This is a genomic window from Kosakonia quasisacchari, assembly GCF_004331415.1.
Taxonomy (GTDB): Bacteria; Pseudomonadota; Gammaproteobacteria; order Enterobacterales; family Enterobacteriaceae; genus Kosakonia; species Kosakonia quasisacchari.
On the sequence record NZ_SJOP01000001.1, the window covers coordinates 141,631 to 165,867 of the forward strand.

General features: G+C 52.8%; 23 protein-coding genes. 9 read left to right on the top strand and 14 right to left on the bottom strand.

Features of this window, described 5'->3' with window-relative positions; translation table 11 throughout:
* The first annotated feature begins 1,326 nt into the window (after positions 1–1,326).
* Positions 1,327–2,214 carry a LysR family transcriptional regulator gene (locus E0L21_RS00705; RefSeq protein WP_131406157.1) on the top strand — a complete coding sequence of 296 codons (888 nt, stop codon included), beginning with the start codon at positions 1,327–1,329 and terminating at the stop codon, positions 2,212–2,214.
* 468 nt (positions 2,215–2,682) lie between these two features.
* Here E0L21_RS00705 and E0L21_RS00710 read toward each other — a convergent pair whose 3' ends face one another.
* A complete protein-coding gene (locus E0L21_RS00710) occupies positions 2,683–3,249 on the bottom strand; it encodes a LuxR C-terminal-related transcriptional regulator (RefSeq protein WP_131406158.1) in 567 nt (188 codons plus the stop codon).
* Between the two features lie 303 nt (positions 3,250–3,552).
* On the opposite strand from E0L21_RS00710, the gene yjbE reads away from it, so the two are divergent.
* Positions 3,553–3,801, top strand: coding sequence for an exopolysaccharide production protein YjbE (gene yjbE, locus E0L21_RS00715; protein ID WP_131406159.1), 249 nt, complete (start codon positions 3,553–3,555; stop codon positions 3,799–3,801).
* Positions 3,802–4,114: 313 nt separating this feature from the next.
* Here yjbE and E0L21_RS00720 read toward each other — a convergent pair whose 3' ends face one another.
* The 3 genes from E0L21_RS00720 to E0L21_RS00730 all read right to left on the bottom strand — a co-directional run bounded on the left by E0L21_RS00720 (position 4,115) and on the right by E0L21_RS00730 (position 6,729).
* Positions 4,115–4,966, bottom strand: coding sequence for a Vmh family MBL fold metallo-hydrolase (locus E0L21_RS00720; RefSeq protein WP_131406160.1), 852 nt, complete (start codon positions 4,964–4,966; stop codon positions 4,115–4,117).
* 12 nt (positions 4,967–4,978) lie between these two features.
* Positions 4,979–5,617, bottom strand: a complete 639-nt coding sequence (locus E0L21_RS00725; protein WP_131406161.1) for a DsbA family protein — start codon at positions 5,615–5,617, stop codon at positions 4,979–4,981.
* Positions 5,618–5,748: 131 nt separating this feature from the next.
* Complete coding sequence (locus tag E0L21_RS00730; protein WP_131406162.1) at positions 5,749–6,729, bottom strand: GlxA family transcriptional regulator; 981 nt, start codon at positions 6,727–6,729, stop codon at positions 5,749–5,751.
* A gap of 129 nt (positions 6,730–6,858) precedes the next feature.
* Here E0L21_RS00730 and E0L21_RS00735 point away from each other — a divergent pair, with 129 nt between their 5' ends.
* The 4 genes from E0L21_RS00735 to E0L21_RS00750 all read left to right on the top strand — a co-directional run bounded on the left by E0L21_RS00735 (position 6,859) and on the right by E0L21_RS00750 (position 9,213).
* Positions 6,859–7,632, top strand: a complete 774-nt coding sequence (locus E0L21_RS00735; RefSeq protein ID WP_131406163.1) for an alpha/beta fold hydrolase — start codon at positions 6,859–6,861, stop codon at positions 7,630–7,632.
* A gap of 27 nt (positions 7,633–7,659) precedes the next feature.
* Positions 7,660–8,286, top strand: a complete 627-nt coding sequence (locus tag E0L21_RS00740) for an FMN-dependent NADH-azoreductase (protein ID WP_131406164.1) — start codon at positions 7,660–7,662, stop codon at positions 8,284–8,286.
* A gap of 17 nt (positions 8,287–8,303) precedes the next feature.
* Entirely contained in the window at positions 8,304–8,612 is a 309-nt protein-coding gene (locus tag E0L21_RS00745) for a YciI family protein (protein WP_131406165.1), read from the top strand.
* A 253-nt stretch (positions 8,613–8,865) separates the two neighbouring features.
* Entirely contained in the window at positions 8,866–9,213 is a 348-nt protein-coding gene (locus E0L21_RS00750; RefSeq protein WP_131406166.1) for a helix-turn-helix domain-containing protein, read from the top strand.
* Between the two features lie 64 nt (positions 9,214–9,277).
* Here E0L21_RS00750 and ompC read toward each other — a convergent pair whose 3' ends face one another.
* Positions 9,278–10,405: a porin OmpC gene (gene ompC, locus E0L21_RS00755; RefSeq protein WP_131406167.1), complete on the bottom strand. Its 1,128-nt coding sequence runs from the start codon at positions 10,403–10,405 to the stop codon at positions 9,278–9,280.
* A gap of 681 nt (positions 10,406–11,086) precedes the next feature.
* Here ompC and E0L21_RS00760 point away from each other — a divergent pair.
* Entirely contained in the window at positions 11,087–11,977 is an 891-nt protein-coding gene (locus tag E0L21_RS00760; RefSeq protein WP_131406168.1) for a LysR family transcriptional regulator, read from the top strand.
* Positions 11,978–11,987: 10 nt separating this feature from the next.
* Here the strand turns inward: E0L21_RS00760 and E0L21_RS00765 are convergent, their stop codons facing one another.
* From E0L21_RS00765 to E0L21_RS00775, 3 genes are all read right to left on the bottom strand, one after another.
* The gene (locus E0L21_RS00765) at positions 11,988–12,401 is read right to left on the bottom strand and encodes a winged helix-turn-helix domain-containing protein (protein ID WP_131406169.1); all 414 of its coding nucleotides are present in this window, start codon (positions 12,399–12,401) and stop codon (positions 11,988–11,990) included.
* Between the two features lie 95 nt (positions 12,402–12,496).
* Positions 12,497–13,732 carry an EAL and HDOD domain-containing protein gene (locus tag E0L21_RS00770; protein ID WP_131406170.1) on the bottom strand — a complete coding sequence of 412 codons (1,236 nt, stop codon included), beginning with the start codon at positions 13,730–13,732 and terminating at the stop codon, positions 12,497–12,499.
* Between the two features lie 595 nt (positions 13,733–14,327).
* A complete protein-coding gene (locus tag E0L21_RS00775; protein ID WP_131406171.1) occupies positions 14,328–15,092 on the bottom strand; it encodes an SDR family NAD(P)-dependent oxidoreductase in 765 nt (254 codons plus the stop codon).
* A gap of 183 nt (positions 15,093–15,275) precedes the next feature.
* On the opposite strand from E0L21_RS00775, the gene E0L21_RS00780 reads away from it, so the two are divergent.
* A complete protein-coding gene (locus E0L21_RS00780; RefSeq protein ID WP_131406172.1) occupies positions 15,276–16,613 on the top strand; it encodes an aspartate aminotransferase family protein in 1,338 nt (445 codons plus the stop codon).
* 160 nt (positions 16,614–16,773) lie between these two features.
* Positions 16,774–17,487 carry a GNAT family N-acetyltransferase gene (locus E0L21_RS00785; protein ID WP_131406173.1) on the top strand — a complete coding sequence of 238 codons (714 nt, stop codon included), beginning with the start codon at positions 16,774–16,776 and terminating at the stop codon, positions 17,485–17,487.
* A 35-nt stretch (positions 17,488–17,522) separates the two neighbouring features.
* Here E0L21_RS00785 and E0L21_RS00790 read toward each other — a convergent pair whose 3' ends face one another.
* The 6 genes from E0L21_RS00790 to E0L21_RS00815 form a co-directional block, all read right to left on the bottom strand.
* Positions 17,523–18,227 carry an ABC transporter ATP-binding protein gene (locus E0L21_RS00790; RefSeq protein WP_131406400.1) on the bottom strand — a complete coding sequence of 235 codons (705 nt, stop codon included), beginning with the start codon at positions 18,225–18,227 and terminating at the stop codon, positions 17,523–17,525.
* Positions 18,214–19,050 carry an ABC transporter ATP-binding protein gene (locus E0L21_RS00795; RefSeq protein ID WP_131406174.1) on the bottom strand — a complete coding sequence of 279 codons (837 nt, stop codon included), beginning with the start codon at positions 19,048–19,050 and terminating at the stop codon, positions 18,214–18,216. The genes E0L21_RS00790 and E0L21_RS00795 overlap by 14 nt, the downstream gene beginning before the upstream one ends.
* Complete coding sequence (locus tag E0L21_RS00800; protein ID WP_131406175.1) at positions 19,043–19,876, bottom strand: ABC transporter permease; 834 nt, start codon at positions 19,874–19,876, stop codon at positions 19,043–19,045. The genes E0L21_RS00795 and E0L21_RS00800 overlap by 8 nt, the downstream gene beginning before the upstream one ends.
* On the bottom strand, positions 19,876–20,922 hold the full coding sequence (locus E0L21_RS00805; RefSeq protein WP_131406176.1) for an ABC transporter permease: 1,047 nt from the start codon (positions 20,920–20,922) through the stop codon (positions 19,876–19,878). The genes E0L21_RS00800 and E0L21_RS00805 overlap by 1 nt, the downstream gene beginning before the upstream one ends.
* A gap of 55 nt (positions 20,923–20,977) precedes the next feature.
* Positions 20,978–22,546, bottom strand: a complete 1,569-nt coding sequence (locus tag E0L21_RS00810; RefSeq protein WP_131406177.1) for an ABC transporter substrate-binding protein — start codon at positions 22,544–22,546, stop codon at positions 20,978–20,980.
* Between the two features lie 172 nt (positions 22,547–22,718).
* Entirely contained in the window at positions 22,719–24,221 is a 1,503-nt protein-coding gene (locus E0L21_RS00815; protein ID WP_131406178.1) for an FGGY family carbohydrate kinase, read from the bottom strand.
* Positions 24,222–24,237: the final 16 nt, after the last annotated feature.

Sequence of the window (24,237 nt, forward strand, 5' to 3'; positions counted from 1 at the left end):
GTGCAGTGCTGTTATTTAATTTTGCTTTATCGGATGTGCAGGGAAAATTAAAAAGACAATCCGCTTCTCACTGGTGACATACGGTCTGCATAGTGACGTCATATTTATATCAACGCATTTTGCTGGTGATTTAAATACTATCCGCTACCGCATTATCATCCGATAACCACTTAAAGATAACGTTGGAAATAAAAAAACAAATCGGGCTTTTGGCGTAGACCCTTTATCCGGGGCGTGTAAAGTATCCATCTGATCGCATCCCCTCTGCTCTTTGCGCGGAAAGAACAAACGTAAGTGAATAAATTATAGCGCCGTGAATATGCTAACTAAATTGAGGGGATTCATGGGGATAGTGAAAACACTGGCATTCTGTTGATCACCTCACATATTGGGTGCAAAGGTGTCATCTTTGCACCGCAGGTTTGTTTATTCATCCTGTTGGGTAGAAACTACAGAAGCCTTTTCAGCGTGCAGCTTTATAAATGCATGCACAACAGGGATTGCGTAAACCACAAACAATAGACAGTTAGCTGCAAATAACAATGAGGTGTAAATATCGATCGTCAAGAGGATGTCCAATGAGCCGATTTTTAATATTACATCCAGTATTAATCTGGAGAGCAGGCTGGAAAGATAATAGTGCGCGTAAGCCAGAAACAGAAAACAGAACAAAAGCGTGTAATTATAGCTATTATTTGTTTTCCTTATCCTGAATGCAGAATAGTAACGGTTTAGCAGAAATACTATTTCTTTATTATTTGATGCAAATAACAGCACTGCAAAAATCAAGCACATGACTATGGTGAAGATATTCTGAACCTGGTACGTGAAGGGTAAGTCTGCCATCACCACAGAATATGAGTAAGCGTAATAGCCAATAGATAAAACAGACATCAGTAACAAGATTTTTCGTATCATTTTTCTCATCCACGGTTTTCCGCTCAAAACACATTAATGTATTTGCATTGCCAAAGCATTGGCCCACCGATATGACTAACGGCACACCGCCTGCAAACTTTATGCATAGATTGCAGGAGCAAAGGTAAGAGCGTGTTGTAAAGCGGAATACATCGGTGAAGCGTGCTGGATTGGCTCTGTTGGCATGAAAATAGAGACAGGAAAGCGCCGGACTTCAGGCTCCTCCGGTATGGCTGCGATTTCATGACCACGCGACGCAAACACAGCAGCGTAACGGAACCAGGACTCATACAAAAAGTGGGAAGCGCGCGCTTAACTCAAAGCGCAGGGCGTGGGCGAAAGGCTATTTTGCCAGGCTGATTTCTGAAACAATGCGCTTTACGTTTCATAAATCGAACAGGTGAGCATATGGACAGAGTGATGGCGGTGGTGGTGTTTAATCGCATCTGCGAGCTGGGAAGCCTGAGCGCCGCTGCGCGGGCGCTGGGCATTTCTCGCCCGATGGTCAGCCGCTACCTGGATGAAATGGAAAAATGGGCGGGCGCCCGGCTTATTCACCGTTCGTCTCGCCGCCTGACGCTTACCCCAGCCGGGGAAAATACGTTACAAAAGACGCGGCAGCTCGCGCCGCTGTTTGGCGATATTGAAGGACAATCGACACGGGAAACGCCCTCTGGCACATTGCGTGTCGCCTGCGCCCACTTCACTGCCAGCCATATTATCGGGCCGGTGCTGCCGGGTTTTCTGGCGCGTTATCCGGCGTTAAGAATTGAAGTCGAAGTGGGCAACCACCCGGTCAACCTGATTGGCGAACGCATTGATCTGGCGATTCGCATCACCAATAACCCGGAAGCAGGGGCGATAGCCACGCGTCTTGGCGAGTGCCGTTCGGTACTTTGCGCCTCTTCGGAGTACCTGCGTCTGCACGGTACACCGCACACGGCGCAAGAGCTTGAGCATCACAATTGCCTGCACTATAGCGGTTTTGCCGGGCAATCATGGCACTTTACCGATAGCGAGCAAAACCCGTGGGAAGTGCTGGCGCACGGCAATCTGAGCGCGGGGATATCTTCTGTACTGCGGGATGCGGCCATTGCCGGGTGCGGGCTGGCGCTGGTGCCGGAACGGGAAGCGCAAGAGGCGCTGAGTAATGGCCAACTGGTCCGGGTATTACCCGATCTTGAACCGCAACAACTGGGGATTTATGGCCTGTATCAGTCTCGCGAACATCAACACGCTGCGCTGCGGTTGTTTATTGACGCTCTTCGCCAGCAATTAACCAGAGCAACAGAATAAATAGCCATTTTATATGGGGAATTCGCGGCGTAACAACGATGAAAAATCTAAAGATAATAGCGCTGTCGCGTACTCGTGCTGGCAATGCGTGGCCGTGCCATTGTTTTTCTTAAGTTTAATCTCATCGTTAGCATTTAATTATTTGTGCGTTGAGGCCAGTCTTATTTTCTTTGCCAGCTATTGACGGCTGCGGTTATTTATCGCTTAAATGAAATCCCGCCCGCTGTGAGTGAAACTAAAATGGTGATGATGAACTTAGCCTTGATAGGTGTGTTGCTGATCGTTATCGCGTATTCCTTTTACAGACATTTTCGGCTCGTACGCTCAAGAAAAGTGGGCCAGTCGCGGAAACTCGGCAAAAAGACTTAATTATCTTTAATATGAATTGCATTTTTATCTGCAAGATAAAAATGCAATTTTATATTGACTTATGATTTAAGTTTTATTGAGTGTTGTGTTTTCGCTTTATTAGCCGTAAGCGATCATTCTATTTATTTGCTCGCCCGGCGGCATAAAAAGTGGATCTTCACTCGTGCTGTCTTTTAATGTGGAGTCGGTAAAGGAAAAAATGCTAAACGCATAGAAAATGTCAATCTTTGTATTCGCGGAGATTTTCTTTTTGATGTTGTCCTTGTGCGATGAAACGGTTTTTTTGTTGATATTTAATAGAGTAGAAATCTCCTCATCACTTTTTTCGAAAATCATCTCTTTAAGAATAGCAATTTCGCGCCTTCCAAGGCGAATTGTCTTAACATGCTGGCTTACCCTTCCATAAACAAACTCGGTTAATATGTCCAGTAAAACACTGACTGGAACTTTATCGGGTATCACAATCATTGGCGTGTGTGCCAACGTAAACGGGATGAAATTACCTTTGGTCACGACTAATGTGCCCCGGCCAGAATAAGGCGCTGTAAAATTTATTCCAATGTGCAAACCACTACCGTTTCTGATTTCATTAACTAATTGAGTGATGCCTTTTTTGGTATAAGAACAGGTGATTTTGCATAATATGACATCTATTTTTCTTTCCATATTACACCCTCCCGGAGCGTCTGGATATGCGTGTGTAAAATTTGCAGCTTTGAAATTTTTCTGAATCCTTCGATGTGCTGTTCTGTGTCTTCTTTGATCTCTATCATACTGCTAAAAAATTGTTAACTGAGGATAATCTTATTTTTATTTTTAAGCGAAATGTGCATGCGCTGAGATAATTTGGTTCCGCTGAGGAATCTCCCATTTGTTTTCATATTGTCGAGGAATGTCCTATTTTGCGATCCACTTTTGTGACGGCGATTTAAAGTGCAAATGATCCCAAATAATTATGAGGACAGGATTATGATGCTTTTAAAATACATTGCTATCGCTTTCATATTTGTTATTTCTGAATTTTGCTACGCAGCGCCCGCAGAAGAAGGAAAGGCCGCCGGAGATAATGCAGCGGAATATGCGGTTGGTAGTTCAGCCGTAACTGGAGTGGCCGTTATCACCGCTGTAACGGGTTTGCTTTTATTGTCAATGGGTGGGGGGAATGATGGGAGTAATACATCGACCAGCACCACAACAACGACAGCGCCTTCCAATTAACAGTAATGCTTTTTTAAATTCGCCACACCAGGGTTTTTGAGGGTTTAAAACGGAATGTCTGATCGCACCGGAAGGCGCGAGTGGAGGCGTCATCCCGACGCGAACTCACAACAGATCGGCAGCGGAAGGTGAGCGTTATGCAAGCGGCGATCGCTTGCAGAGTGTAGGAATTGATAAGGGGGACACAGTCGTCCCCCTTATCTTGTTCACGGCGCAGCGTTTAATTAATCATACTGAATCCGGCGTGAATGAAACAATATGGCAGGTAATGCGTAAATTCTGATGCGTAAAAAAACAGTATTACGCGTTACGATCACCACTTCATCTCGCCGGTATTTACTTTTGCGCTCAGTTCCAGCGAACCCGCTTCTGCCAGGTTCGGATAAGCGGCGGTCATCGCGTTGATAACGCCCGCAGAGGTTTTGTTCGCTTTCAGTGCCTGCTCAAATTTATCCAGATAATTAAGGGTAAACGTAATCGCCTGGTCACCGACAGGACGTGCGCCCAGATAATGACCAGGGATCACTTGTTGGGGCTTCAGGTGCTGCATTTCACCCAGCACTTCACGCCATTGCGCTCGTGCGGCGGGCGTTTGCGTGTCGGCGCTCCAGACGTGGATACCGCTGGAAATCGCTGTGCCGCCGAGAATGGCTTTATTCGCCGGGATCCACACATAAGCCGCATAGCTCTGCGGATGGCGCAGTTCCAGCGTTTCACCATCAATGGTTAAGTGGGTCGCCGTAGTCGCTGTCGGTACGGTTAAAGTGTGCGGCGCGCCGTCCTTCATCTGCGGTCCCCAGTACGCCAGCTTGGCCTCTTTTGTCGCTTCAATATGTTTCACCACCGCAGGCGAGGCAACCACCTTGACCTGCGGCCAGGCCTTGACGATGGGCTCAAGGCCAAAATAGAAATCCGGGTCGCCGGAGGTGATCACCACTTGCTTGAGCGTTTTGCCGCTGGCTTTGATCATCTCCACCAGTTTCTCGCCATCTTTCACACTGAATTGCGCATCAAACAAAATCGCTTCTGTAGGGCCGGAAACCAGCGTAGATGAGACGGCGAAAATGGCCTTTTCCTGCGGGTTATAAACCTGCAATTGTAATGGTGCGGCAACAGAAGAGGCGCTGGCGAGTATCAGCAATACGCCGAATGTTTTATGGTTCATGGTGGAATTCCTTTAACAATATGTTTTGGCGAGAGTCATAAATGCATCCGGGTTGCCGTAATACTGGCTGACCGGAAGCAGTGTGTAACGGCCATCCTCCTGCACCAACACGGCGCTGGGGAAACCAAGTCCGGCGGCTTGCGCCATCACCATGCGACCATATTGAATGGCGGCGCGGGCTTCGTTTTCTGCCACCTGGCCATTGACAATAGATTGCCCGGTGGCGTGTTGAATCACGTCATTGACCACGTCATCACGGGTGATATCGCGGCCATCACGATACCAGGCTGCCTGAATGGCATTAAGAAAGTGCAGCGCGTCACCCGGTTCGCCAAATTGCTGTAAGGCTAACAAACCGCGAGTGGCAGGCAGCGAGTCGAGCAATAACCCGTCGCGGGCCAGTAACTCTTCTTTATAAGCACGGCCAAACGGCATACCGGTTAATTTCGCGATCCGATCATCATGCTCATGTACATGGGACAGCCAGTCGGCGTCCAGGCGGCGGCGCTGCGCGTCGATAAACAGGCCCCCGGGCAAAATATGTTGTCGTTCAGTGAAGTGTTCAGCCGTGCGGTTAATCAGCGGCAGTGCGCCATAACTCCAGCCGCAAAGCGGATCGATTACCCAGTACAGCCCAGCTTGAAATGCCATGGTCATTCTCTCTTTTGTTCAGATGCCGCCCATTGTAGGCGCATTGGCGGTGAAGAGAATTCCCGAAACCGGACATGCAACGTTTCGTAAAACGATCAGATAACATGTTGATGCCGCATCGTGGCGAGGCGTTAATGCCCCGATTTGCCGTTTCGCGCGGCGGCCCAGTGCTTGTATTGCGCAGGCGTCATGTTGATGAGTTGGTTAAAGGCTTTGCGAAACGCCGTATCTTCCGTATAACCACATGCGGCGGCGACGTGCCTGATATTTGCCGATGGGTTTTCAAGCAGCAAACAGGCCGATTCAATGCGCACGCGCGTAATAAAATGCTTGGGGCTTTCGTGGGTTAAATCGGCCAATTTACGGTGCAATGTGCGCGGGCTGAGGTTCAGCGCGCTGGCGAGTTCTTCGACGGTGATTGCCGGGTTTTCATAGCGGATAAGCTGTTCGGCGCGCAGTAAAAGCGGATCAATGGTGTTTAAAAAACCGCGCGGAGCATAGATCTGCTGGGAGATTGGCTGGCTGTCGGCAACGGTCATGTCTGCTGCCATTCTTGCTACTTCATCCCCGGCGTTCTGGCGAATTATGTGCAAGGCTAAATCCACCCACGACAGCGGCCCGCCGGTGGTAATCACGTTGCGATCTTCGATTAATGCTTTTCCCCACACCATTTTGGCACGCGGATAGCGGGCGCGGAAAGTGGGATACAGCCACCAGGTGGTGGCGCACTCTCTGCCATCCAGCAACCCGGCATCACCCAGCAGATAACCCCCCGCGCAAGCGCCGCCAATTTTTGCGCCGCGCTGATGCTGTTGACGCAGCCACGCCACGGCTTCCGGGCTTGTTGCCGCGGGCAGTTTATTGCCGCCAAGCGCCATGCCGCAGGCCAGAATCACATCGGGCGCGTTTACGTTTGCAAACGCGCTATCCACTGCAATTTCCCGACCTTGCGCGTCCATGACCGGGCTACCATCAGGGCTGACAATGGCGATCCTGAACTGGCTGGCCTCAATGCTAGCGGGCAGGAGTTGGTTGGTTATCCAGAACATATCCGCAAGCCCCGTAATCGCAGACATCATGCTGCCTGCGGTGGCAATTATCGCTATCTGCATTCGGGTTCCTCGTAGTGTGTCTGGTTTTGCCTGTTTAATGTCAAGTTCGCCATCTTACCATGCCGGATTGCCGCGATTACACTCTCTGCAATGTGTTTATAACCTCACCACGACGTGACGGGAGAGAGCATGCGGGACTATTTTCGCAACGGAAAACGGTTTATCACGGCGGCATCATGTGCTGCCATGTTGAGCGTGATTTCGGCGCAGGCGGCAGCGCAGCCGATTAAAAATATTGTGTTGGTACACGGTGCATTTGCGGACGGCTCCGGTTGGGCTGCCGTAACTGAGCGTTTACAAACCATGGGCTACCACGTTTCGGCGGTGCAAAACCCGCTGACTTCGCTGGATGATGATGTCGCCGCCACCGAGCGCGTACTGGCACGCCAGCACGGCGATGTGCTGCTGGTCGGTCACTCGTGGGCGGGTGCCGTGATCAGCCAGGCCGGTAATAACAGCAAGGTGCGGGGGCTGGTCTACCTTTCTGCGCTGGCACCGACAACGGGGGAATCCGTGACTGATTTACTGGCGCGGCTTAATGCGCCAATGACCGGGCTGACACCTGATGCACAAGGGCTGGTGTGGTTAGATGATGCCAGCCAGTTTCAACAGGTGATGGCGAACGATATCTCAACGGAGAATGTCCAGGCGTTGGCGGCGGTTTCGCAACCGATCGCTGTCACGGCATTTCAGGGAAAAATCGCTCATGCCGCCTGGGAAAATAAACCCAGTTGGTATTTGCTGACCGAAAACGATCATGCTTTGTTACCTGCCGTTCAGGAGAAAATAGCCAAACAGATCCACGCCACCGTATATAAAGTTAACACTTCACATTTGTCTATGGTTTCGCAACCCGATGCAGTGGCGAAATTTATCGATACTGCTGCTAAATCCTTTAAATAACTATTGTGTTTATTGTCGGAGAGCATCATGAAGATTCTGCACATTGATTCCAGTATATCGGGTGAATATTCTGTCACTCGCGCGCTTTCCGCTGACGTTATGCGGGAAATAAAAGCACATTATCCGCAAGCGAAAATAACCTATCGCGATGTGGTTCGGGACGAAATAAGCCATTTAACCGCTGACATTGCTGCCGGATTCCGTGTCGTTGCCGGTAGTCAACCGGTGAGTGACAGACACCCGGAGCACCAAATTTCACAGCAGTTGGTCGATGAGTTTCTCGAGCATGATCTGATCGTTATCGCTGCACCAATGTATAACTTCTCTGTGTCCAGCCAGTTAAAAGCCTGGCTGGACAGGCTTGCCCAACCGGGAAAAACCTTTCAGTACACTGCCACCGGGCCGGTGGGGCTGGCGGAGGGGAAACATGTATTGATTATTTCGGCGCGCGGCGGTTTTTATTTACAACCGCCTTTTGATGGCATGGATTTTCAGGAAAAATATCTGCGCGCCTTTTTGGGTTTTCTGGGTATTGACGATATTCATCTTATCCGCGCAGAAGGCACCTCGAAAGGTGATGAAATTAAACACCAGCAAATTGCAGCCGCGCGATCGGCTATTCGTAACATTATTGCTGCGCTGCCACTAAATTAACCTGCGGGGAATTGATCATGTTATATGCGATTACGCTTTATTACGGTAGCGAACCCGATATTCTCGGCGCTTATGTCGATGCCCATAAACTTTGGCTGGGGGAGATGATCAAAAAAGGTCATGTTATTTTCGCCGGGCCGCTAAAAAATAAACAGGGTGGATTTATCCTGGCCACAGCCAGCGACAGCCAGAGCCTGGAAAAGGAAATAGAACGCGATCCTTTTGTGAAGTTTGGCCTGGTCAGCGTCGATATTGCGGTTATTGAGCCTGCTATGTGCTCTGCGAATTTCTTGCGCGAATGGGCAGGTGAGGCAAAAGCACTGTAGCGTCAGCGAAGGCCGGAGCGGGAGGCTGCGCCAGTGGCCTCTCTTCTGCATTGCAGCAGGCTTGTTATGGGGTTCGCGCTGGCCTCTTTTCCCGCTGCACTCCACGCATGATTTGATGCCTGTATCCACACCTGGCGGGGTTATATGGCCTGGCAGAAAGCGCATTTCTGACAAAATTATTATTTTCGCGTCATGTTTGCGTAAGTATCACTCCGCTAAGGTGAATGCTCCTGTTCTCAAGGAGGTTTCAACCATGGGTATGCAACACGCGGTGATACTTGAGATCCAGCAATGGATTGACGATAACCTTGAACGACCGCTGCGGATCGAGGATGTCGCCACGCGGGCGGGGTATTCGAAATGGCATCTTCAGCGCCTGTTCCAGCAAGTGATTCAGATTCCGCTAGGGATTTATATTCGTGAGAAGAAACTGGAAAGCGCCGCACATGAGCTGCTGGTGACTGAGCAGTCCATTATGACCATCTCAAGCAAATACGGTTATGACTCTCAGCAGACCTTTACGCGCACTTTTTCGCGCAAATACCAGATGCCGCCCGGCGTCTGGCGACGCCAGCATCAGCACATGGGAAAATTGGGGTAATGAAAGCGAAACGTGTGCGGAATCACGGTGAGTAAAAGGCGGCCTGAGCCGCCTTTTTGCGGGTTTAGAACTGGTAAACCATACCCACTGCAACCACGTCATCGGTGTTGATACCGGCCGCCGTGGTGAATTTATCTTCATCAATCAGGTTGATTTTATAATCAACGAACATGTTGAAGTTCTTGTTGAAGTAGTATGTGGCACCGAGATCGACATATTTCTCGATATCCTGATCGCCATATTTATCGCCCGCGCTGTTGCTACCAATATTTTTGCCTTTCAGCGCGTTATACGCCACGAATGGCTGTAAGCCAAAGTCGAACTGGTAACTGGCGTACGCTTCAAAAATCTGCGATTCGTTGGCGTAGCCGTAGGCGGTTGTCGTATCGGAAGAGCTGCCAAAACGCGAAGCGTTATAAGCCTGAGTAAACATCGCCGCCAGGTAGATATTATTGGCGTCATATTTAATCGCGCCAGAATAGGCTTCGGCGCGATCGCCATCACCCAGAATATTGGCGGCGGTATTTTGTTCTTGGGTGCGTTTGGCGCTGGTCATGGCACCGACAACGCTTACGCCTGCGCCGATGTTATATTCCACGGATAAGCCGTAACCGTCGCCGTTTTGACGTAATACATTTCGACCAGCACCGGACTCGCCACCGCCATCATTTTTCCCCTGGTACTGCAGGGAGAAATTCAGGCCGTCAACCAGACCAAAGAAATCCGTATTGCGGTAGGTCAGCATGCCGCTGCCACGGCTGAACATGAATTGGTCAGAACCGTACGTCATGCCATCGAACTCTGGCTGCATATCGGTATAACCGAGGGAGTCATATAAAACACCTTTGTTACGGCCATAATCCACCGAGCCGTAATTGGCGAATTTTAACCCGGCGAAGCCATAACGCGTGCGTGGCGTATTGGTATCACCTTCCGATTTATTCGCGTCAATATGCATCTGCCACTGGCCGTAGCCGGTCAGTTGGTCGTTAATTTGTGTTTCACCGCGAAAGCCAAGACGCATATAAGTTTGGTCGCCATTCCAGCCACTGTTATCCGAAAAATAATGCTCTGCTGATACCAAACCATATAAGTCTAACTTATTACCGTCTTTATTATATATTTCCGCAGCCTGTACTGACGAGCACAGTACCGCAGCAGAGACGAAAAGACTCAGTTGAGATATTTTCATATAAATAAACCCTTGATGTTTGCCACTGTGTTTTTTAATAACAACAAGAATACCTTGCCACTTATGAGAGTGGCTCATGGATTATTCAGGCTGTAGGATATTGTTTATCACCTGAGTTCTTCATGTGTAAATATTTAAATTCGTTTTAGCACATATTGATAAATATTGAATGGAACTTCTTTTGCCTATTTTTAATCGCACAGATCGCTAATATCAACCCGCGTTTAATCGGTTAACGTTAAGTCGCTTTATTAACCTCATTGCATTTTTTGTGTCTACTGTTACTTTTTTTCTCTATCCGGGGGTAACTCCCCCGGCTTTTATTGGCAAAAGGTGCGGTTAAATATGTAGGTTGATTAAGGGGTTATTTGAAATAGGCATTAATAGCGGGTGTTTAATTATTAAATGCCTGCCGCTGCTGCATGGTTGATTTTTAATAGGGCTTCAGCGTTTTTATACGTGGAGAATAGTAAGGCCTGTTGATTAAGTGATATGGCTCATTGCGGTTATGAGCACAATTCATTAAAAGGAAGATCCCTGGCGTTTATTAACATAAAAAAAGGTGGCCTGCTTCACGAACAGAGTCATCTGATTGCGGGATTAGTGAATTATAGACATATATTTAAATGCATCCGACGTGTAGCATAAATGCTATTTTCATGGTCTGGTAACGGAGCGGAAATGCTGAAAGACAATTTTAACGATCTCTTCTATTTAATTGTGGTGGCCCACGAACGCAGCTTTACTCGCGCGGCAGCAAAATTAGGTGTCTCGCAATCTGCACTCAGTCATGCTATTCGCGGGCTGGAAGAACGCCTGCAAATTCGTTTGCTTACCCGTACCACGCGCAGCGTCGCGCCCACTGATGCAGGCGAGGAATTAATTAATAGCATTGGCCCGCGCTTTAAAGAGATTGAGGAAGAACTGATTGCATTAACCGATATGCGCGATCGCGTTGCTGGCAATATTCGCATCACACTTGGCGAGCATGCGTTGCATTCTACGGTGTGGCCCGCGATTAAACCTTTTTTAGACGCTTACCCGGACGTGAAAGTAGAATTAACCATCGATAACACCCTGACAGATATTGTCAGCGGGCGTTACGACGCCGGTATTCGCCTTGGTGAACAGGTTGCCAGAGATATGGTCGCGGTGCGAATTGGCCCGGACTGGCGCATGGTGGTTATCGGGTCGCCGGGTTATTTCTCCCGCCATGGTAAACCGCAAACACCGCATGATTTACAACATCACAACTGTATTAATATGCGTCTGCCGACGCTCGGCGGGTTGTATGCCTGGGAGTTTTCCAAAGATGGCCAGCCAATGCGCGTGCGCGTGGAAGGGCAATTAACCTTTAATAATCTGGCTTCCAGAATCGAAGCGGCAACCAGCGGTATGGGTTTGGCGCTGGTACCGGAAGATTGTGTGGCGCAGGCGATTACAGAAGGCAAACTTGAAACGGCGCTCGAGGCCTGGTGCGAACCTTTCCCCGGCTATTACCTCTATTACCCCAGCCGCAAACAGCACACCGCCGCGTTTACTTTGTTGATTGACGCGCTGCGTTACCCTTAATTATCCGGATTTATGGGGCGCAGTGATCAACCGTGGCGTATTGTCGAAAAAATGTCTCCCGGCAATAAAGCGTCAGTACCTTTTCCGGCGGGATAAGATACCCTTTCCCGGCCACGCGCAGAATAAAGTCGTCGGGCAAACCGAATACCGCCAGTTTACGCTTCAGGTTGTTCATTACTTGCCACAGTCGCTGGCTTGAGCAACTCAATCCGTTATTTTCCCAAACCTGAATCTGCAGCGTTTTGTCGGCCACAATACTCCCCACGGCGTGCGTCAGCAGGTAGGCCAGCAGGTTGCTCATGGTGTTACGTAAATAGGTGCAGCTACCCGGAATCACGCAGGTCGTAAGACTTTGCTTATAAGGCACGAATTCCACCTGATATTCGTTACCGAGGCGATATCCATATACCGTTAACTTTTCCATGATGTGCGTCCAGTGGTCAGCCGAGTGAAACAAAGCAGCGGTGTGAATGACACCCTACTGATTAAATCGGCTGTCTGGCGCGAAAACTGAAATGATCAGCTGACCTTTGACGGGATATCGTTGGTCCATTTGGTGGCGGCTTTAATCAGCTCCGCCACCATGCTGCGGTTAAAACCCAACCGATGACCGAGCGCGCTTACCTCTTCCCAGTTGTGATTTTCATACAGCTCAATAAGTTGCAGGTAAGGGTAGAGCGGGCCTTTTTGCTCCTTAAGCGCCATCATCACGCTTGCGGAGATATCAATCTGGCTTAATAAATCCGCCATCGGCATTTCAAAAATGCTGTCGAGCTGTGAAAACAGGCCGACGATAAACGCGTCATCGGCAGAGTGGCGGCTGATGGAGTGTGACGAGGCCAGCTCGCAAAACTTGGCGCGGATCAGGCTCTGGTAATAAATATCGTCGGTCTTGACTTTGTTGACCGAGGTCAGGCAGGAAACCAGTACAAAGCGACGTAACTCATTGGTGCCAAGATAAAAAATAACGTCCTTTAACGACTGGCTGCGGAAATTTTTAATCCCGCGCGCGTTGAACACAATATTTTGTGCATACCGCATAATTTTAAACGACAGCGCCAGATCCTGTTTCAGCAGGGCTTCGATTCGGCCAAAATCCGGCGAGTCGGCATTCACCTCTTTCATCAGTTTTAAGGTGATTTCCTGATTCTGAAACAGTTTATTGGCCGAATGGATCACCGGCTTGCTGAAAAAATGCCCCTGAAACAGCGTGCAGCCCATATTACGGAAACACTCGTACTCTTCCTGTGTTTCCACCTTTTCGGCAAGAAATATCGTGTCTTTCAGCAAATGGGCTTTGTCGTTGATATAGCCACTTATCTCGTCGGACGTATTTTCCCGCACGTCGAATTTGATGATGCTGATATAAGGTAAAAACGCGTTCCAGGTATCGCCTAACGCGAAGTCATCCAGCGCGATACGAAAGCCGTGCGCAGAGAGTTTTTTTACCGTGTTGAGCAACTGAGGCGTGGGTTCGGCAGTTTCGAGAATTTCCACAATCACGCGGTCTTTCGGTAGGGTTTCCGCCATCCCCTGCACCAGCAACTCGTAAGGGAAGTTTACGAAAATCGCGCTGTACTCTTTCAGTCGGCCCAGCGGCGCACCCAGAAACTGTTCGACAATAATTTGGGCAGTGGCGTACTCCGGAGTAACGTCGGGAAACCGGTTCGTCATACTGTCTCTGAACAACAACTCGTAACCGACTGTGTTCATATTTGCATCAAAAATCGCCTGCCGGGCGACAAAAGAGAACATGCGATACTCCACTTACAGATGCCTGCAAATCTTAAAATAGTCGGTAAAAAGCAAATCTGAGCCGGTCAATCCGCGCCATTTTTACGCAGGCTAAAAGGGAAGCCTGGACGAAAACGGGAAAGACGCAAGTCGGACTTTAGGAAGGCAGTATCTTTTGTAAACGTCTGAAGGATTTAAGTCAAATTCCGAATGGCGGAATCATAACGCATTGCCTCTTTTATCGACAATGGCGGCGAGAAATGCATCAATTTTGCGGTCGCATCGCGATGCGCGTCACGCTTCGTCAGTTTTTTCCCGGCTTGTTAGTGTCAGCCCTCAATGATGAGTGACCCTCATCACGCGGGTTTACGCGAAGATCAGGCAAATTATGACAAGCATCAAAAAACCGGAAATTGCGACAAAATGGCTATTGTTAAGAGCATTCTGATGGACTATTGTGGTTTCACCCCATAAAGAGCTAACGCCACCTAAGAGTGAGTGCCGGAGATAAGCGCCGGGCGGGGTAGAACGATTAAACCTCCAGGAAAAAAGAATAAAAGCAGGCCCCGGCATTTATGCCGGGGCGTTTTATTTTGTGGCTTAGTGATATCCAGGTTTAATCCCGGTCGATGGCAAACGGCTGCCAGGCCTGGCGCACCGGCATCACTTCTACGCGGTTAATATTCATATGATCCGGCAGCGTGGCGATGTAAAACATCTGCCCGGCAATATCCTGCGCACTGAGCGGCGTCGTGCCGCGATACAAATTATCAGAAGCCGCCTTGTCGCCTTTGGTGCGTACCAGCGTAAATTCCGTTTCGGCAATCCCCGGCGCGAGATCGGTTACCCGCACACCGGTTCCCAGTAAGTCGCAGCGCAGGTTGTAGCTAAACTGCTTCACAAAGGCTTTGGTTGCGCCATACACATGGCTGCCGGGGTAGGGCCACTGCCCGGCGATAGATCCAATATTGATAATCGATGCCCCCGCACCATGCGCAATCAGTGTTGGCAGCAGCGCGTGTGTCACATTAACCAGCCCGGTGACATTGGTATCGATCATCGTTTGCCAGTCCTGCAAGTCCACTTTCTGGGCGGGCTGCGGGGCGAGCGCCAGCCCGGCATTGTTGATAAGCGTCGTGATATCGGCAAATTCCGCAGGCAGTTCGGTAACGGCTTTTTTCACCGCAGCGTTATCGCGCACATCCAGTTCAATAATGTGCACTGGCACTTTGCCATGCAGCCGTTCTTTAAGGTTTTCCAGACGTGTAAGCCGACGCCCACTCAATACCAGCGCCCATCCGGCGTCGGCAAAAACCTGCGCCGCCGCTTCGCCAAATCCGGAAGTCGCCCCCGTAATGAACACCACGTTTTTCGCTGCCATTGTTCTCTTCTCCTGTGCAGATTAGTTGCGCCACTATAAAAACCCTCACCCCTGTCAGACAGTGCCAGTTACTCCGCCGGCGTGTGACAAGGTGTCACATCTCGCAAACCCGACTGGCTCTACCCGCGTCTTCACGCCGCACAGCATGATGCAGACAACAACAACGGCATGAGAGGATCTGGCATGAAACTGGCACTTCACAACGAGATGGCGATAACGAACGACGATGTGCGTCAACTGGACCGATCATATGTATTTCACTCATGGTCGATGCAGGGCAACCTCAACCCGATGGTGATTGCCGGGGCGAAAGGTTGCGAGCTGTGGGATTACGACGGTAACCGCTACCTCGATTTCAGCAGCCAGTTAGTGAACGTCAATATTGGTTATCAACACCCGCGCGTGCTGGCGGCGATGAAAGCGCAACTGGAAACGCTGGTAACCATTGCTCCGGCCACCGCCAACCTGGCGCGCGGCGAAGCGGCAAAACGCATTGTGGAGCTGGCGCCAGAGGGTTTCAGTAAAGTCTTTTTCACCAACGCCGGGGCAGACGCCAACGAAAACGCCATCCGCATGGCGCGGCTGTACACCGGGCGCGACAAGATTTTCTCTGCCTATCGCTCTTACCACGGCAACACCGGCAGCGCCATTGCGGCGACCGGCGACTGGCGACGTGTGCCGAATGAATATTCACGCGGGCATGTTCACTTCTTTAACCCGTACCTTTATCGCAGCGAATTTAATGCCACCAGCGAAGCTGAAGAGTGCGAACGTGCGCTGGCACACCTGCGTCGGATGATCGAATGTGAAGGGCCAACATCGATTGCGGCGATCCTGCTGGAGTCCGTTCCTGGCACGGCGGGCATTCTTGTGCCGCCAGCCGGGTATATGCAAGGCGTGCGCGCGCTGGCTGATGAGTTCGGGATTATGTTGATCCTGGATGAAGTGATGGCCGGTTTCGGCCGTACTGGAAGCTGGTTCGCTTTCGAACAGGATGGCATTGTGCCGGATCTGATCACCTTCGCTAAAGGGGTGAATGCGGGCTATGTCCCGGCGGGCGGCGTGCTGATTTCCGCACCGATTGCCCATTATTTTGACGATCACTTCTTTGCCGGGGGGCTGACCTATTCCGGGCATCCGCTGGCCATGGCGGCGATTGTCGCCACGCTGGATGCCATGAAAGAAGAGAACGTGGTGCAGAATGCGGCACATGTCGGCAACGGCGTTCTGCGCCCTGCGCTGGAAGCTCTGGCAGCGAAATATCCCCTGATTGGCGAAGTGCGTGGTCGCGGCATGTTCCAGGCGCTGGAGTTGGTAAGCAACCGTAAAAACAAGACGCCTTTAGCAGGGGCAGAGATGGCTGCGATTAAGGCGGCGCTTACCCAGGCCGGAATGTTGACTTTTATTGTCGAAAACCGCATTCATGTCGTGCCACCTTGCATAATGAGCGCGAAAGAAGTCCAGCAAGGAATGGCCATTTTTGACCAGGTTTTGGCTCAATTTGGCCACTTTAGTCAGTAAATGTAAAGGCATCAGACTATTCTGATGCCAAATCTGGTCAGTCCTCTGATTTCAAAGGCATTTTTCTTCACTTACCCCCCAATTTTAGGCACTATATTCCGGGCTTAACTGCTGCTAAAACTCTCTTTTTCTATTTAACTTTTTTGCCTGGGAGAAAAAAGTGCCGGAATTGAATCATTATGGTCAAACCGTCGGTGACGTGTTGCCGCACTGGCACGGCGTCCAGCCGCTGCCGCGCAGCGTGTTGCAAGGACAATACTGTCGGCTGGAACCGCTGGATGCCAGGATACACACGCACGATCTTCTGCGTGCATACTCTCAGGCGGAAAACGAGAGCGACTGGACATGGCTGGCGGGTGAGCGCCCACAAACGCTGGATAGCATGGCGCAGTGGGTGGTGAGTAAAATGATCGACACCACCATCGCGCCTTTCGCCGTGGTGGAGTGTGCCAGCGGTGAGGCGCTCGGCGTCGTCGCCTGGCTTGCCATCAACACGCAAAATGGTTCGGTGGAAATCGGTCATGTTACCTGGTCACCGCGCATGAAAAATAGCGTGCTGGGTACGGAAGCTATCTGGTTGATACTGCGCCACGCTTTTGCCTGCGGCTACCGCCGCGTGGAGTGGAAATGTGACGTGCTCAACGTCGCTTCCCGCCGCGCAGCCGAACGCCTCGGGTTTAGCTGGGAGGGGCGCTTCCGCCAGCATATGGTGCGCAAAGGTCGCAACCGCGATACCGACTATTTATCGATGCTGGATAACGAATGGCCGCAGCGCGACGCGGCGATTTCCGCCTGGCTGGCGGCGAGTAATTTTGACGAGCAGGGCAGGCAAAAACAAAAACTCAGCGCCTTCTTTACTCCCTCATCACCCTGATGAAGATGGCATCGGTATCTGCCGATGCCATCTCGTTAGCCCATCCGGTGTTCGCCACGCAGCAGCGCATCTCGGTCAAAGAAACGTTCAATTATCCCGCCTGCCATATACGCCGCCCGGTCTGACATATGGGCAATCACATCCGCGTCATGGCTGACCAGCAAATAACTCATCCCGTGCTGTTGTTTCAGGCGATTCAACAGATTGAGGATCTCCGCCTGGACTGACATATCCAGTGCTGACGTCGGCTCATCAAGCAGCAGGAGTTTTGGTCGCAGCAGTAGCGCGCGCGCAATCGCCACGCGCTGGCGCTGGCCGCCAGAGAGCTGGTGTGGATAACGGCGCGCAGCATCGGCGGGTAAACCGACCTGCTCCAGCGCCGTCGCTACGCGATTGTCGATATCGCCCTCACCGTGGATTTTTAACGGCTCCGCCAGCGTGCGATACAGCGTATGGTTCGGGTGCAGCGAGGCATAAGGGTCCTGAAACACCATCTGCACGTTGCGGCGCAAAGCGCCCTGATAGCGCTTACCTGCGCTGACCGGCTCGCCAAACAGCGACACGTTGCCTTGCCATTCGCGCTGTAAGCCCGCCAGCACGCGCAGCACGGTCGATTTGCCGCAGCCAGAAGCACCAATCAGGCTAAAGGTTTCACCGGCGTGCAACTGGAAACTGGCACCTGAAACCACCGTTTTCTCGCCAAAGGCGACCTGCAACTGGTGAAGATCAACGATGTTCATCATTGCGCTCCGTAAAGGTCTGGCTGCGATCGAGCGTCGGCAGCATCTGGCCGTAGGTTTGCGCATTCGGGCGGCAGGTCCAGAGTGTGCGCGTATAAGGGTGTTGCGCCTGCGGCAGATGTTGTGCGGGCATGGCATCAACACATTCGCCCTGGTACATCACCATCACGCGGTGGCAGTGCTGTGCTACCAGCGGCAGATCGTGGCTTATCAATAACATCGCCATCTGGCGTTGTTCGCACTGCGCAACCAGCAATTCGAGGATCTGGTTACGCAGCCGCGCATCCAGCGCCGAGGTCGGTTCATCGGCAATCAACACTTGCGGATCGTTGACCAGCGCAATGGCGATCATCACCCGTTGACCCATGCCGCCAGAAAGCTCGCTAGGGTAGCGATGCAGCACCGTCGCTTCCAGCTCCACCGCGCGCAATGCTTCATGGATTTTCTCCATGCGCTGTTTGCGGCTAAGGCGCTGATGCAGCGTGATGGCTTCGTCCAGTTGCGCTTGCACACTTTTCACCGGATTCAGCGCGTAGCGCGGATCTTGTAACACCATGGCGATGTCGTTTCCGCGCAGGTTGCGCCAGCCGCGATTGTCGAGCGTCAGAAGAGTGTTCCCCAGCACATCGAGTTTCTCTGCGCTGACTTTTCCCGGCGCGCGCACCAGCCCCATCAGGGCGCGGGCGGTCATCGATTTGCCGGAACCCGATTCGCCCACCAGCGCCAGCCTTTCGTTGCCGAGGGTAAAGCTCAGATTGCGGACCACCCGCGAGCCGGGGTAATCAATATTCAGGCCGCTTACCGCGACGCGTGTCTCAGTCATGTTGCGGCTCCAGTACATCGCGCAGGCCATCGCCGAGCAAATTAAACGCCAGGCTTGCCAGCAAAATCACCGCACCGGGTGCGGCGGCAATCCACCATTGATCGAAAATCACCTGCATGCCATCGGCAATCATTGCGCCCCATTCCGCCATCGGCGGGCGGGCGCCCAGGCCTAAAAACCCCAACCCGGCGGCGGCAAGAATAATCCCGGCGAGATCGAGCGCGAGACGCACAATCGCCGAAGGCAAACACAGCGGCAAAATATGCCCCAGCAGCAAGCGCCAGCCGCGAATGCCCATCATCTCGGCGGCGGCCAGGTAATCACTGTGGCGCAGACGCTGGATTTCGCTGCGCGCCTGGCGCGCGTAAGCAGGCCAGGTGGTTAACGCCAGCGCCAGCGCGCCATTGACAAGGCCAGGGCCGAGCATGGCGACAAACGCAAACGCGAGGATCAAGCGCGGCATCGACATCACCACATCCGTGAAGCGCATCAGCACACGCTCCATCCAGCCGCCGTAATAGCCGGAAAGGATCCCCACCAGCAAACCGGCGGGTAGCGTAATCAGGGCCACCAGCGCCACCAGCCCCAGCGCCGGACGCGTGCCGTAAATCAGCCGCGAGAGTAAATCACGACCATAGCTGTCGGTGCCGAGCCAGTGCTGTGCAGTGGGCGCTTGCAAACGTGCGGCAGCGTCCTGCCAGTTGGGATCGAGCGGGGCAAGCCACGGCGCGAAGAGGGCGATGAGCAGCAGCAGGAGCACAATGAGCAGGCCGCTAAATGCGGCAGGCGAGCGGCGTAAACGGCGCAAGAATAACGTTGTCGGCATCAGCGCACCCTCGGATCGGTCAACCGCACCAGCAGGTCGGTCAGGTTGTTGATCAACACAAAACAGACGCCAATCACCAGCGTACCGCCCATGATGGCGGTGGTATCTCCGGCAAACAGCGCGGTGGTGAGGTAACGGCCAATTCCCGGCCACGAGAAGACCGTTTCGGTCAGCACGGCACCTTCGAGCATGCTGGTATATGCCAGCGCAATCACCGTTAACAACGTACCGCGAATATTCGGCAGCACGTGGCGCAGCAAAATCGTCATCTCACCCGCGCCTTTCGCGCGCGCCAGCAAAATGTACTCTTTGTTCATTTCTCCAAGACACGCAGAGCGGGTGAGGCGGGTAATGCTCGCCAGCGAGTAATACGCCAGCAACAGCACCGGCAGCAGTAAGTGGCTGATGGCGTTTTTAAACGCCGCGCTGTCGCCGGAAAGCCAGGTATCGATCAGCGCAAACCCGGTCCGCGGCGTCACGGTGTACTGGTAAATATCATCCAGCCTACCGGGCCCGGCGCTCCACTGCAGGCGGGCGTAAAACAGCGCCAGCATCAGCAGGCCAAGCCAGAAAATGGGCACCGAATTGCCGAGCAGGGTAAACGTGCGTACCGCTAAATCCCACGGCGAGCCTTTAAAACGGGCGCACAGTACACCGGCAATAATGCCGAGCACGGAGCCGACAATCAGCGCCAACGTCGCCAGTTCCAGCGTGGCAGGGAAGGCGGCGAGCAGATCCTGCATGACCGGCTGCCCGGTGGCGCTGGCGGTGCCTAAATCACCGTGAGCGAGCCGGGTTAGATAGTGCCAGAACTGCACCGGCAGCGGTTGATCCAGCCCGAGCTGGTGGCGAACCTGGTCATACGTGGATTGGCTGGCATGATCGCCAACAATTTGCAGCACCCGGTCAACAGGCGAAAACGCCGACAGCGAAAAGGTGACCAGCAACAGGCCAAACAGCGTGAGGGAGAGCGTCAGCAGCCCCTGAAATAGCGCGAGCAGAGGGAGTTTGGCGCGCCGCTCTGCTCTGTTGGGTGAAACAGACATGGAAAAACTCGTAGTCAGTAAAAGAACCCTCCCGCGTGAGCGGGAGGAGGAAGCATTACTTGGTTACGCGGTCATACCACACCATATCCGCATTCAGCCCCTGCTGATAGCCTTTCACGTTGTCGCGCACCACAATCTGTGTTTTGCCTTGATCGACAAAGACATACGGTGATTTGTGCTGCAACTCTTGCTGCATCTGTTTGTACAGCTCAAGGCGTTTTTTCGCATCCGGTTCTGCCACCGCGGCCAGCGTCGCTTTGCTTAACTCGGGTATCTGCCAGCCGTTCAGCCCTGCAACGGTGCTGGATTTGCCATCGTTATAAGCAAAGGCGCTGGCGTTAGAGTGGGCGTCGAAGTAGTCCGGGATCCACAAACGGATCGCCGCCTGGTGCTGTTTTGCGCGTACGCGGGCATACACCTGGCTACCGGCTGCAGGCAGGAGATCCACTTTCACGCCGCCCTGGGCAAAACTGGCCTGCATGGATTGTGCGATAGTGATAAACGGCGGTTTGTTCTCCACATCCAGCGTAAAGTGCGCATCTTTGATACCTGCTTTGGCAAGGATCTCTTTCGCTTTCGCCGGGTCAAATTTGAATGGGTTATCTTCAAGCGCGCCCGGCAGGCCGACCGGCAGGAAGCTCTGGTGGACAAAATATTGCCCTTTCAGCAGGTCTTTGGTGATGCCGTCGTAATCCACCAGCCAGCGCGCCGCTTCCCAGAACGCCGGATTATTGAGCAGCGGATTAGCGCTGTTACCGGCGTTAAACACCAGATAGTTCTGCTCAGCGGACGGAATGCTCAGCACCTTGACGCCTTTTTTATCTGCCAGCGCGCTGATTTGATCCGCGCCCAGATCGCGCGCCACATCAGCATCGCCCTGCTGGATCAGTAAGCGGCGGGAAGCCGGATCCGGCACGTTTTTAATGATGATGTTTTTTAGTTTCGGTGCGCCGCCAGGCGAGGTGGCGTTGGCATCCAGCACAATTGCCTGGTGCGGTTGGTAGACGCGCATTTTAAACGCGCCGCTGCCCGCTGAGTGCATTTTCAGCCACGCGTTGCCGAAGTCATCACCTTTCATGTTGGCGCTGACCAACTTCTCATCGACGATAGAGGCAATGGGCGTGGAGAGAATATTCAGCGCCACCGCCGGGCTGACGTCTGCCGTCCAGCGCAGTTGCAGCGTGTGGTCATCAACCTTTTTCAACTGGCTGGCGATATTGTCCGGCTGCCAGCCAAGCACGTTGAGAATAAACGCCGGTGATTTGTTCAGCGTGACCGCGCGGGTATAAGAGAAAATCACATCTTTCGGGCGCAGCGGGTTGCCGGAGGCAAACTTCGCATCGCTTTTCAGCTTGATAGTCAGGGTTTTCGCCGCCGCATCTGCTTGCCAGCTTTCCGCCAGCACCGGGTTAATCTTTTCCGGATTCTCACGATCTGGCTGTACCAGGCGCTGGTACAGGCTCGGCACGGTCTGGATACTGGAAAGTTCGTTAGCTTCCGCCGGGTCGAGGCTGACAATATCGTCCAGACCTTGAGCCACTACCAGCGTATCTGGCGGGGTTGCAGCATGGCTGGCAGCAGAAAGGAGCGTCAATATGACGAGAGGCAGCAGTTTTTTAGTCATAAGAAATCCCTGAAAAGTTAATACGATGTGATTATTTGTTCCGCTAAAGTAGGCTGCTTCTCATGTTTCTTAAAGTTTAAATTCATCTTTCTATATGCTGCGTGAGCATAAGCCAGATGTTTTTGTCATTAGCGAGGAAAAGCGCGGAGCGAATGCCCCGCGTTTGAAGGAATTACGCTGTGGCGCGCGCCAGTTGTACGGCGTTTTGCCAGTCAAACCAGCGTTTTTGCAGGCGGTCGTGGCGTGCCATATCCGGCTGGAAGGTAATATGTTCCGGCAGGAATGCGCGCAACTGTTCGTTATCCACTTGCAACAACGCCTTGCGCGCCAGCAACGCCGCGCCAATAGCGGAAAGCTCGGCAACATCGCTGCGCATCACCGGGCAGCCGAGCAGATCCGCCTGGTATTGCATCAGCCAGTCGTTTTTCGTCGGCCCGCCGTCCACCATCAGCGCGTTCAGGGAAAACGCGTTGTGCTGGCGCATTGCTACCACTACATCCGCAATCTGATAGGTTATCGATTCCAGCGCCGCGCGGATCAGGTGCGCGCGTTTCACGCCACGGCTTAAACCGTGGATTAACCCACGCGCATGTTCATCCCACCAGGGCGCGCCCAGCCCGGTCAGCGCCGGGACAAAATAGACGCCAAGGGTCGAATCTACCGAGGCGGGCAGGGTACCCAGCGCCTGCGCCAGTTCGGCCTCGGGTAATTCGTTCAGGCCGGTGCTTTCCACCATCCATGCCACTGCATCGCCGGTATGCGGGATATTGCCCTCAAGCCCATAAACCAGCCGTTCACCGTCGTGCCACGCGACCGTTGTCGCCAGCGATTTGACATCGCACTGCGCACTCGCGACCGGCGCCATCACCGATGAACCGGTGCCGTAGGTGGCTTTCACGCCACCCGCCGCGCCCAGACCATGCGCAAACAGCGCGGCATGGGAATCACCAATCATCGCCAGAATCGGGATGCCATCCGGGATGCCGCTCAACCCCTGAGTGTGGCCGAACAAGCCGCTGGAGGGGCGGATTTGCGGTAACGCCTGGCGCGGAATACCAAACAGCGCCAGCATCGTGTTGTCCCAGCCGCCACTGTGCAGGTTGAACAATTGAGTGCGTGAGGCGTTGGAGTAATCACAGCAGAAGGCCGTTCCGCCAGTGAAATGCCACAACAGCCAGCTATCGACGGTGCCGAGGCAAATTTCACCCTGCGCCGCCAGTTCGCTGCCGTTAGGGATGGCATCAAGCAGCCAGCGCATTTTCGATGCGGAAAAGAGCGGCGCGATCGGCAACCCGGTCGTGGTTTTGATGACGGCTTCTTTTCCCTGTTCACGCAGCGCATGGCAAAAATCCGCCGTGCGCGAGCACTGCCAGGTGAGCGCCGGGCCTAATGGCTGACCGCTGGCACGATACCAGCCGATGGCGGTTTCACGCTGGTTGCTGATGGCCAGCGCGGCAACGTTCTGTGCGCCAACGGCGTCCACTACCTGGCGTACCACCGCCAGCGAAGCCTCGAGCAGCTGTTCAGCGGACTGTTCAACCCAACCTTCGCGCGGGGTCTCGATGCTCAGCGGGCGGGCGCATTTCGCCACCACCTGGCCTTTCGCGTTCAGCGCCACGGCTTTGGCGTTGGTGGTGCCTTCGTCCAGCGCAATAATGATGTTTTCCTGCGACATCACATCTCTCCTGATG